General features: G+C 65.8%; 11 protein-coding genes. 6 read left to right on the forward strand and 5 right to left on the reverse strand.

The window, feature by feature from the left end:
- Positions 1-41: 41 nt before the first annotated feature.
- Positions 42-1181 (reverse strand): dTDP-4-amino-4,6-dideoxygalactose transaminase, encoded by a 1140-nt coding sequence (gene rffA / locus ABEA50_RS20245; protein WP_345497123.1) that lies wholly within the window; start codon positions 1179-1181, stop codon positions 42-44.
- Positions 1178-2305 carry a glycosyltransferase gene (locus tag ABEA50_RS20250; RefSeq protein ID WP_345497124.1) on the reverse strand — a complete coding sequence of 376 codons (1128 nt, stop codon included), beginning with the start codon at positions 2303-2305 and terminating at the stop codon, positions 1178-1180. The genes rffA and ABEA50_RS20250 overlap by 4 nt, the downstream gene beginning before the upstream one ends.
- A gap of 181 nt (positions 2306-2486) precedes the next feature.
- On the opposite strand from ABEA50_RS20250, the gene ABEA50_RS20255 reads away from it, so the two are divergent.
- Genes ABEA50_RS20255 through ABEA50_RS20265 form a run of 3 tightly spaced genes read left to right on the forward strand, consistent with a single transcriptional unit; the run spans position 2487 to position 5465 of the window.
- Positions 2487-4727, forward strand: a complete 2241-nt coding sequence (locus tag ABEA50_RS20255) for a hypothetical protein (RefSeq protein WP_425577677.1) — start codon at positions 2487-2489, stop codon at positions 4725-4727.
- Complete coding sequence (locus ABEA50_RS20260) at positions 4724-5224, forward strand: GtrA family protein (RefSeq protein ID WP_345497126.1); 501 nt, start codon at positions 4724-4726, stop codon at positions 5222-5224. The genes ABEA50_RS20255 and ABEA50_RS20260 overlap by 4 nt, the downstream gene beginning before the upstream one ends.
- 10 nt (positions 5225-5234) lie before the next feature.
- Positions 5235-5465, forward strand: coding sequence for a Trm112 family protein (locus tag ABEA50_RS20265; RefSeq protein ID WP_345497127.1), 231 nt, complete (start codon positions 5235-5237; stop codon positions 5463-5465).
- On the opposite strand, the gene ABEA50_RS20270 is transcribed toward ABEA50_RS20265, so the two are convergent.
- Genes ABEA50_RS20270 through ABEA50_RS20280 form a run of 3 tightly spaced genes read right to left on the reverse strand, consistent with a single transcriptional unit; the run spans position 5466 to position 7614 of the window.
- Positions 5466-6107, reverse strand: coding sequence for a TetR/AcrR family transcriptional regulator (locus tag ABEA50_RS20270; RefSeq protein WP_345497128.1), 642 nt, complete (start codon positions 6105-6107; stop codon positions 5466-5468).
- A complete protein-coding gene (locus tag ABEA50_RS20275) occupies positions 6104-6892 on the reverse strand; it encodes an ABC transporter permease (protein ID WP_345497129.1) in 789 nt (262 codons plus the stop codon). The genes ABEA50_RS20270 and ABEA50_RS20275 overlap by 4 nt, the downstream gene beginning before the upstream one ends.
- Positions 6889-7614, reverse strand: a complete 726-nt coding sequence (locus ABEA50_RS20280; RefSeq protein WP_345497130.1) for an ABC transporter ATP-binding protein — start codon at positions 7612-7614, stop codon at positions 6889-6891. Before ABEA50_RS20280 ends, ABEA50_RS20275 begins: the two co-directional genes overlap by 4 nt.
- Before the next feature lie 209 nt (positions 7615-7823).
- Here ABEA50_RS20280 and ABEA50_RS20285 point away from each other — a divergent pair, with 209 nt between their 5' ends.
- The 3 genes from ABEA50_RS20285 to tyrS all read left to right on the forward strand — a co-directional run bounded on the left by ABEA50_RS20285 (position 7824) and on the right by tyrS (position 10409).
- Positions 7824-8453, forward strand: a complete 630-nt coding sequence (locus tag ABEA50_RS20285) for a DNA-3-methyladenine glycosylase (protein WP_425577678.1) — start codon at positions 7824-7826, stop codon at positions 8451-8453.
- A gap of 88 nt (positions 8454-8541) precedes the next feature.
- Positions 8542-8961 carry a DoxX family protein gene (locus ABEA50_RS20290; protein ID WP_345497131.1) on the forward strand — a complete coding sequence of 140 codons (420 nt, stop codon included), beginning with the start codon at positions 8542-8544 and terminating at the stop codon, positions 8959-8961.
- Positions 8962-9113: 152 nt separating this feature from the next.
- Positions 9114-10409, forward strand: coding sequence for a tyrosine--tRNA ligase (tyrS, locus tag ABEA50_RS20295; protein ID WP_345497132.1), 1296 nt, complete (start codon positions 9114-9116; stop codon positions 10407-10409).
- Positions 10410-10925 lie beyond the last annotated feature (516 nt).

Consider the following 10925-nt stretch of genomic DNA (forward strand, 5'->3'; position numbering starts at 1 on the left):
CGAGCGCGGTACGCGTCGCACGACAGGAGAGTGTCCGAGCCTCAGACCCGAAACGCGGTCACGGCGTCGACGACGCGATCGAGCTGCTCGGCGGTCAGCATCGGGTACAGCGGCAGCCGCAGAATGGTCGCGGAGAACTGCGCGCTGCGGGTGCAGGGCACCGGGGTCCGACCGTATTTCAGTCCGGCGGGGCTGGAATCCAGCGGAACGTAGTGGAACGGCGCCACCACGCCGTGCGCGGCCAGATGGGCGATCATTCTGTCGCGACTGTCCTCGGTCGGCATGCGCAGATAGAACAGGTGCGCGGTGTGCGCGCGGTCCTCGGGGACCGTCATCGGTCGAACATCCTGCCCGAGCGCCCATTCCGGCAGCCGCTGTGCGTAGGTGTCCCACACGCGGTGGCGCGCACGCTGAATCGTGGCGAACTCGTCGAGCTGTGCGTCGAGTACCGCCGCGTTCAATTCGCTGGGCAGGTAGCTGGAACCGACGTCCTGCCAGGAGTATTTGTCGACCTGCCCGCGCAAGAACCTGGCACGGTCGGTGCCCTTCTCACGCATGATCTCCGCGCGTGCCATCAGGATTTCGTCGGAAAGCAGCAACGCGCCGCCCTCACCGCAGTGCAGGTTCTTGGTGTCGTGGAAACTCTGGGTTCCCATCGTGCCGATGGTGCCGAGTTGGCGCCCACGCCAGCTCCCGCCGAGGCCGTGCGCGTTGTCCTCGATGAGCGCGATGCCGTGGTGATTCGCCAGCGCGAGCAGCGGCTCCATATCGGCGCCGACGCCGCCGTAGTGCATCACCAGGATCGCCTTGGTGTGCGCAGTGATCGCGTCCGAGGCGGCGGCGGGGTCGATATTGCCGCTCTCGGTATCGATGTCGACGAATACGCAGGTCGCGCCGCGCAGCGCCACCGAGGTCGCCGCGGAGGTGAACGCGAAACTCGGCACGATGACCTCGTCGGCGGGGCCGAGTTCCAACAGCAGCGCGGCCAGTTCCAGTGCGTGCGTGCACGAGGTGGTGAGCAACGCGTGCGGCGCGCCGGTGATCGCACGCAACTTGTCGGTGGCCGACTTGGTGAACTGCCCGTCGCCGTGGCTGTGATCGGAACCGAGGACGGCCTCGAGGTTCGCCAATTCGCGTGCGGCCCGAAATGGTTTGCTGAAAATGATGCGTTCGGTGCTCAAGCCCCGTGTTCCTCCCGGGTCACGGCGGGCGCCGCGGCCTCGATTCGTTCGATCGCCGACTTTTCGATGGTGTCCGGGCGCGGGGTGGGGGTGGCCACGGTGAGATAGAGCGGCTTGCCGACCAGAATGTGGAGTGCCACACCGAGATACTCGGCGATCAAGCCGAGCGAGAACAGAATCGCGCCCGAACACAACAGCATGACGACAATCATCGACGCCCAGCCCTCGGGATCGTTGTTGTCGCCGAACAGCGCGCGCCAGATCACCACCGCCGCGAGCACACCGCCGCCCGCGGCCAGCGTGACACCGAGCATGCTCACCACGCGCAGACCGCGAGTGCCGCTGCACAGCACCATCTTCCAGAACAGCGAGAACAAGCGACGATAGTTGTAACCGGATTCGTCGCGGCCCTCCGCGCGCAGGGTCACCGGCACGGTGACCGTGGTGCCGACCACCCAGGTCAGGGCAACATCGAGATAGGCGCCGTTCGCGGCGACCTCGGCGAGTTGTCGACCGATATCGCCGCGGATCAACCGGAAGCTCTCGAACCTGGTCGAATCGGGAAAGGCGAAGACCGTCGCGAGCACGATCTTGGCGCCGCGCGAGGTGACATTGCGCAGCAGCCCGTGCGGTCGGGTGTTGCTCGGCTTCGAGTACACGAGGTCGGCGCGTTCGAGCAACGCCGCGTCGAGAAATGCCGCGATGAACGTCGGATCATGCTGTCCGTCTTCGTCCATCGTGATAATCCAGTCGCCATTGGCCGCGGCCATGCCCGCGATGGTCGCGGCGTCCTGACCGAAGTTGCGGCTGAGCCACACCACGCGCACGCGCGCGTACCTGGTCTGCAGATCCTGCAGGATCACATCGGAGCGGTCGGGGCCGTTGTCGTGCACCAGGATGATCTCGTCGACCGCGAACCGCGTGCCGTCCGGGGTGTCGCCGGGGTCGGCGTAGCGATCGAGTTCCTCGACGAGTGCGGCGATCGTCCGCTCGCCGCGATAGATCGGAATGACCACCGACACCGAATGGACGCGGTCGGCTCCGCGACCCGCCGCCTGCGGCGATGGCGCGACGCTGGTTGTCGCCGGGGCGGATCGGCGGGTACGTGCGGGAGGAATCGGCATTGGCGAGATCGACTTTCGATGACGGTGCGTCCTTTGCTCGTCGCCGAGGGCTGAATCGAGCCGTCGTGAACTTTAACACGCACCGATCGCCGAGCCGGGACCTGCGGCGGGACCGCAATTTACGGTCGCACTGTAGGGTCTGGAACTCGTGGTGGAAAGTAGCGCAGTCGCTCGCCGCGACGTGTACCTGTGGGGCACTATCACCGCGATCGGTGTAATTGCCGGATATGTCGCGGTCTTGTTCGCGAATATCCGTCATTTCTACACCGACGACACCGAATCCCAGTACGCGCCACTATGGGTCATGCTCGGCAGACGCATGCGCGACGGCGAGTTCCCCGCCTTAGTGCCGCAGCATTGGATGGCGGGCAATTACTCGATCGAAGAGGCGGGTCTGCTCAACCCGCCGCAACTGCTGATCGATCTGATCGCGCCCTCGGTCGACAATCTCGCGATCTACGCGACCGTCGTCAAGCTGATCTTCGCCATCATTCTCGCGCTCGGTGTCTACCGGATCTGCCTGGAATACGGCGCGAAGGCTCCATGGGCGGCGCTTGCGGGAGTGAGCATTCCGTTCTCCGGCTTCCTGCTCTTCTTCGACGAGGCGAGCTGGTTCACCGCATTGTCGGGGACCGCGTGGATGGTGCACGCGTGGGCGTCGTCGGTGCGCTACGCCCGTGGACGCGGCGGACCGATCCCGGTCTTCATCTATCTCTACCTCGCCATCTCGGTGCAATACATTTTTCCCGCGGTGGAAGCCGGGCTGATGATCGCCGCGGTCGCCGTTGGTGAGGTGATCTACCAGCGCGCGTGGCAGCCGTCGCTGCGGTTGCTGATCGTCTCGGCCTGCGCGGCACTGGCCGGGCTGCTGACCTACCTGCCGAGCGCGTTGTCGGCCACGGTGACCTGGCGCGGCAATTCGCAGATCAACAACGACCAGTTCCTCACCGTCCCGTGGTCGGAATCGCTCAACGCCAGCCTGCCCAGCACGCTGCCCGCGTTCACGTCATGGTGGGGCTATGTCCAACCCCTTCCGCTGGTCTACATCGCGTGGTTCCTGATTCCCGCGCTGGCGTTCATCGATTGGCGCAAGGCCACCGGGGCGGCACGAGAATTGAGCGCGGTCGGCCTCTTCGCGATCATGATGCTGATGTGGACCGCCGGTCCCGGCACCATCGGACCGTTGCGCTGGCCGATGCGCGTGCTGCCCATGGTGGCGCTCGGCCTTTTGCTGCTGGTGTGTGTGCTGCTCGGTCGTTACGTCACGTTCCAGGGGTGGCGACGCCGCGGCATCGCGGCGGGTGTGTTGTTGGCGCTGCTGCTGGCGCGATCGTTCTCGGCGGCGCCCCGTGAGATCGTGTCCCACCTGCTCGCGGTGGTGGCGGTCGCGGCACTCGGTGCGGCGACGGTGTGGCTGGGCCGCAACCGAGGGGCGGCCGCCGCGTGCGGGTTGGCCATCGTCGCGGTGTTCCCGATCGCGTTCGTCCAGGTCGCCGCCGCACAGCCGACGCCGATGAGCTGGAACCTGCCGGAAAAGCGCTCGGACATGATCGCCGCGTTCCCGAAATTCACCGGAACCACTCTGCAACTCGGTGATCGCGCGCTGATTCAGCCGGGCGAGAAAACTCTCCAGGGTGCCTATGGCTCGCTGGTGTTCGGCAACTACGCCAAGAACCTCGACCAGGACTACGTAGCTGGCTACACCCCCAACGGTCATTTCTGGTTCGGTGAAATGCTGTGCATGCGTTGGGATGTCAGCGTCTGTCCGGATGCCTATCGGCGCGCGTTCGCGGTCGAGCCATCGACCGGACGCACGGTTGTCGACCTGATGAAGATCGACAGGGTGGTGCTCCAGCGCGCGCTGTATCCGGACGCGCGCAACCAACCGGCGCCACCGGGGTGGGAGTGGGTCGAATATCCGGGGCACGAGAACGTCATCTCGGTCCTGGAGCGTGCGGGCGGTCCGATCTCGACCAGCAATGGTTTGGTCGCCGATACCGCAGGGGTCAGTGCGGTCTCGACCTCGGAGTCGGGGATGACGAGTCGAGTACGGGTGAGTTCGCCCGACGGCGGTCAGATCGTGTTCGCCCGCCTCGGCTGGCCCGGCTACCGGGTGCGTCTCGACGGTCGTGAGCTGCCGTGGCATCTGGTCGACAAAACCTTTGTGGCGGTGGATATTCCGGCGGGCACCAACAACGGTGATCTCCAGGTGACATGGCGTCCGCCCGGCTGGAAGATCGGCGCACTTACCGCGCTGATCGGCCTGCTCGGGGTCGCGGTGTTGCAGTGGGTCTTCGTCCGAAGCAAGCGACGCGACAGTGACACCGACGACGACGGCGCGGACGAGGACACCCCGACCACCCCGACACCCACCGATACCGCCGCCGCGGCCGATCCCGATCTGGCAGGCGTGCGGCCGTGACCACGCGGGGCGACTCCACACACGCCGAGGAAGATCAGCCGAAGCCGGGCCCGCTAGTGCGGCTCGCGCGTCGGCAGGAGGTCGCCTTCGCCTTGGTCGGCGGGTTCAATACCGCGCTCGGCATGGTGATGACCGTGGTGTGGCTGGCCGTCTTCGGCGATGGTGTGCCGCCGTCGGTATCGGTCGCCGCCGCGTACGCGGTGAGCGCCGTCGTCGCCTTCGCGCTGCACCGTTCGCTGGTGTTTCGGGTGCACGGCCACGTGATACGCGATTTCCTCCGGTTCCTCGCGGTGAATTCCGGTGGCATGCTGCTGAATATGCTGCTGCTGGAGCTGGCGGTCTCGGTATGGCATCTCCCGGAGCGACCGTCGGTGGTTGTGGTGATGGGGTTGGTCGCGATCGTGAGTTTCTTCGGTCATCGACACATTTCGTTCCGCCGACGCCCCGCCGAGCGCCAACCTACCGTGCCCTCGGAACCGGTGGAGCCGCTCGGGTAGGTTCTCGACCATGTCGGACGAAACCACCCTGGACCCCACCCTGTTGAGTTTGCTGGCCTGCCCGCAGGACAAAGGCCCGCTGCTGCTGGTTCACACCGCCGACGGTGCTGCGCTCTACAACGCCAGGTTGCGCGTGGCCTACCCGATCGATGACGGTATCCCGGTCCTGCTCACCGACGAGGCGCGCGCGGTGAGCGACGCCGAGCACGCCGCGTTCACCTCGGCGAACCCCGACGACTGATCACGGGGAAGCCGCTGCGGGAGAGCCGATCTCACCGGTGAGATAACGCTGCACGGTCGGGCCGATGGTGGCGACGAGCGTGTCGGCGTCGGCGTGCTCGATCGGATCCAACTGGATCACCTTCCTGGTGAGCAGCAGGCCCGACATCTGCGCGGCGACGAGTCCGACGCGCAGCCGCCCGTCGTCCTCCGGCGTCGCGATCCGTACGCGCACCCGCTCCATGACGATTTCCAGCAGAAAAGCCCTGGCGAGAGCGATTTCTCCGCCGCCGATAATGCGACGCGCCATGGCCACGATGCCCGCGCCCGCGGGGGAGTCCCAGACGAGCAGCAGTGCGCGCACCAGGGTCTCGCCGAGCTGCGGCACCGGCACCGCGTCGATCGCGCGCAGCGTGGTCTCCGGGTCGACAGGAAACTCCACCACCGCGGCGAACAGCTGCTGCTTGGTGCCGAAGTAGTGGTGCACCAGCGCAGGATCTACCCCGGCATCGGTGGCCACGGCACGGATCGATGTCTTGTCGAATCCCTGCTCGGAGAAGCGGATTCGCGCCGCCCGCAGGATTTTCTCGCGTGCTCCCGATTGGCCGGGTCTGCGCCCGGTCCGTGCGCGGGGTTGCTCGGCGTTGCCTTTCTTCGGGGTCAAGCGGTCCTCCTGCGTAGCGTCGCCGCGGCCAGACACAGTGCGACAACCGCGAATCCGGCGACGACCGCCAGATCGCGCCACATCGCCCCGGTGGCCGTCGGGTGGGTGGCGACCTGATTCAGTGCGTCGACGGCGTAGCTGAGCGGCAGCACATTGCTGATCGCCTCCAACCATCCTGGTAGTTCGCCGCGGGGAACGAGCAACCCGCACAGGAACAGCTGCGGGGCGACGATCACCGGCATGAATTGCACGGCTTGGAATTCGGTGCGCGCGAAGGCACTCGCCAACAGGCCGAGCGCGACGCCGCAAACCGCGTCGACGACCGCGATGAGTACCACCCAGCCGGGATTGCCCGCCGAATCGAGGTCGAGCAATCCGAATGCGATCAGGCACGCCACCCCGGCCTGTGCGGCGGCGGCCAGCGAGAACGCGCTGCCGTATCCGGCGAGTAGGTCGAGCTTCGCGATCGGGGTGGTGAGCAGCCGCTCCAGGGTGCCCGAGCTGCGTTCACGTTGCATGGCGATGGCGGTGATCAGGAACATCACGACGAACGGCAGGATACCGAGCATGCTCATGCCCACCCGATCGAAGAGGGTGAACGGTTGCGACGGGGGAGTGGGAGTGTCGGCGTAGATGAAATACAGCAACACCATCAGGACCGCGGGCACGACCAGGATCATCGCGATGGTCCTCGGGTCGTTGCGGAGTTGGCGCAGAATGCGTCCGGTGGTCGCGAAGTAGGGGCGCAATCGGGCGGCGGGGGCCGAGGCGGGGTGGGTGGTCATGCTGCTTGCTCCCTTGTGATCAGTGCGAGAAAGGCGTTCTCGAGGTTGCTTTCGCCGGTGCGTTCGCGCAGTTGGTCGGGTGTGAGCTGAGCCAGCAGGTAGCCCTCGCGCAGCAAAAGCAGCTGGTCGCAGTGTTCGGCTTCGTCCATGACGTGACTCGAGACGACGAGTGTCGTTCCCGCGGCGGCCAATTCGTGGAACTGCCGCCACAGTTCGACGCGCAGCACCGGGTCCAGTCCCACGGTCGGCTCGTCGAGCACCAGCAGATCCGGCTCGGCGACCAACGCGCAAGCCAGGGATACGCGCGTCTGCTGCCCGCCGGAGAGCTCGTCGCCGCGTTGTCGCGCGTGCTGCCCCAAGCCGACTGCTTCTATCGCGCGGTCGACGCTGGCGTTGCTACGCCGATAGAGCGCGGCGTAATAGCCGACGTTCTCGCGCACGCTGATGTCGGTGTAGATGCTCGGCGCCTGCGTCACGTATCCGACCTGGTGGCGCAGCTGCTTGGCGCCCGCCGGTAGTCCGAGCACGGTGATGTCACCGGACTCGAGCTGCTGCGTGCCGACGATGCTGCGGATCAGCGTCGTCTTTCCGCACCCCGACGGACCGAGTAGCCCCGTGATCGAGCCGCGCGGGATTGTCAGCGCGAGGTCGTGCAGCACCTCGCGCGCACCGCGTCGGACGGTCAGGGCCTGGATTTCTACTGCTGAGCTGGTATCGGACATGGGTTCCTCAATTCACCAAGTGTTGAATTCATTGTGTGATGAATTTACTGCGCGGCGGTAGAACTGGCAAGGGAAGTCGTCGGTCGGCGCAATACCCGGTGGTCTGCCTCGGTCCCGGCAGGAACCGGCGGCTCATGCGATGGCCGCGTCAGCGGGTGCTGGTCAACCGGAACGCCGGGACGGCGAGCCGGTCGAGCACAATGGCGAAGGTGTGTGTCGATCAGCTCGCCGTAGCACCGCCAGCGGCCGCCCGCCGTCTGCTCGGCGCCACCCTGTGGTCGGGGGCGGTGGGCGTACGCATCGTGGAGGTCGAGGCATACGGCGGCGAGCCGGACGGCCCGTGGCCCGACCCCGCTTCGCATTCGGGACGCGGGCCGACCAAGCGAAACGCGGTGATGTTCGGTCCGGCGGGGACGCTGTATGTGTATCTCAGTTACGGCATGCACACCTGCCTCAACGTGACGACGGGCGTAGACGGGAACGCTAGTGCGACGCTACTGCGCTCCGGCGAGGTGATCGCCGGGATCGAGGTGGCACGCGAACGCCGACGCGCCGCCAAATCCGACGCCGGTCTCGCGCGCGGTCCAGGCAATCTTGGCAGCGCGACCGGAATCACGTTGGGCGACTACGGAACTGATCTCTTCGACCCCTCGTCGCCGATCCGGCTCGAGCTGCACGCACCACCGCCGAAGCGCGAAATCGCCAGCGGGCCACGTGTCGGCGTCAGCGTCGCGGCGGAGGTGGCGTGGCGATTCTGGCTGCCCGCGTCCGCTGCCGTCTCCGCGTATCGGCGTAGCCCCCGCGCACCGCTGCCCGCGCCGGTCCGCCGATCGCGGTGAGTCGGCGCGATGAATTTTCGCGCTCGGCGCCGTCCTATCTGATAACGCGCTATCCGACCTCCGGCGCGACCGACAGAAGGACGACATCATGACCGCAACCCCTGCCACCCCCGCCGCGGCTTCGCCGAGCAAGACGAGGAACCGCGTGCTCTGGGTACTCCAGATCGTGTTCGGACTGTTCTTCATCTTCGTCTCCGCCCTGCCGAAACTCTTCGGCGTGCAGTCGGCGGTGGACAGCTTCGACGACATCGGCTTCGGTCAGTGGTTCCGGTATGTCACCGGAATCGTCGAACTGGCCGGTGGCATCGGCTTGCTGGTGCCGCGCCTGAGTGGACTCGCCGCCGCGGGTCTGTCGATCACCACTGTGCTCGCCGCCGCTACGCAGGCATTCCTGCTGGACGCGCCAGGGCTCGCGCCGTTCCCGCTGATACTCGCGGTGCTGTTCGCGTGGATCGCCTACGAGCGCCGCGACACGATCAGCGGCCTAGGAAACCTTGTGCGGCGCTGAACTATTCGACGATCGACGCGATCGACGGGGCTGCGCTCGTCGATCGCGTCGTCGGTGCGTCGCGGCCTGGACACCAACCCGAGCGGGACCGCCGACGCGCGAGGCCCGGCCGCGCACACCGCAGACGAAACCGTGCGGAATGATGGAACACCGTGAGTGGCGACATCGACATCATCGAGGAACTGACCTGGCGCGGCTTGATCGCGCAGTCCACCGACCTGGCGGCCATGCGCGCGGCGCTGGCCGAAGGCACATTGACGGTCTATGCCGGTTTCGACCCCACCGCGTCGAGCCTGCATGCCGGACACCTGGTTCCGCTACTCGCGCTGAAACGTCTCCAACAGGCGGGTCATCGTCCGATCGTGCTCGCGGGTGGCGCGACCGGCATGATCGGTGACCCGCGCGACGTCGGTGAGCGCAGCATGAACTCCGCCGACACGGTGGCGGAGTGGGCGCAACGCATCCGGTCGCAGCTGGAACGCTTCGTCGACCTGGACGATTCGCCGACCGGGGCGATGATCGTCGACAACATGGACTGGACTTCCCAGCTGTCGACCGTCGACTTTCTGCGCGACGTCGGCAAACACTTCTCGATCAACGTGATGCTCGCGCGCGAGACCGTGAAGCGGCGACTCGACACCGACGGCATGTCCTACACCGAGTTCAGCTACATGCTGTTGCAAGCCAACGACTACCTACAGCTGCGTCGAAACCACGGCTGCACACTGCAGGTCGGCGGGTCCGACCAGTGGGGCAACATCATCGCGGGCGTGGAACTGAACCGCCGCGTCGACGGTGCCGCGGTGCATGCGCTCACCGTGCCGCTGGTGACCTCGGCGGACGGCAAGAAATTCGGCAAGTCGACCGGTGGTGGAAGTCTCTGGCTCGATCCGGAGCTGACCAGCCCCTACGCCTGGTACCAGTACTTCGTGAACACCGCCGATGCCGACGTGGTGCGCTACCTGCGCTGGTTCACCTTCCTGTCCAAGGACGAGCTGGACGAACTCGAGCGCGAAACCCTCGAACGCCCGCACGCGCGAACGGCGCAACGCAGGCTGGCCGCCGAGATGACGACCTTGGTGCACGGTGCGGCGAATACCGAGGCGGTGCAGCTGGCCAGTCAGGCGTTGTTCGGCCGAGGCGAGCTCGCGGCGTTGGACGAATCGACACTCGGCGCCGCGCTGCGGGAGACCGCGGTCGACGCGACAGTGGCCACCATCGGTCCGGGTCAGCCGAGCACCATCGTGGATCTGCTGGTCGCGAGCGGGTTGTCCGAAAGCCGTGGTGCGGCGCGACGTGCGGTGAACGAGGGCGGCGCTTCGGTGAACAACACCAGGATCTCCGATGTCGAATGGACCCCGTCCGAGGGCGACTACCTGCACGGACGGTGGCTGGTGCTGCGGCGCGGCAAGAAGAACCTCGCGGGCGTGATGCGTGCGTCGGGATAAAGTTCGGGTGGCTTGAATCACATTCGTGTGATTCAAGCCGGCTTTCGAGTCCAGGCATGGCCGCTGACCTGCGGAAACACCCTCTCGTTCAGGCGATTTGACGCAGCGTTTTCCGCCGCGTAACTTTATCCAAGTCAGAGCGACACGGACACCGACCCGGAGCCGAGAGCGAAGCGGAAACGCCGAGCAGCAGGACCGGGAAACGAGGTAGTACGAGGAGCGCCTGGCCAAAGGCAAGAACGAAGATCTCAGGCAACTTGACTCTGCCTGATGTCTTGGCTAAGCTGGAAAATCTGCCTCGCAAGAAGATCCGAAGAATATTCAGGTCGGAAGCGTGTGCGTGTGTTCTTTGAGAACTCAATAGTGTGTCGATGAATGTCAGTGCCAAATTTTATTTGGTTCCGATGCTTTTGCACCCCCGTGTGAGGGTGTCGGACATTTTAGTCAACATTTTTTGTTGGCGTTTTGTTTTGCTAGGTTTTCGGACTCTAGTTTTTACTTCTGATTGCCCCTTTT

The sequence above is a fragment of the Nocardia callitridis genome (assembly GCF_039543305.1).
Classification (GTDB): domain Bacteria; phylum Actinomycetota; class Actinomycetes; order Mycobacteriales; family Mycobacteriaceae; genus Nocardia; species Nocardia callitridis.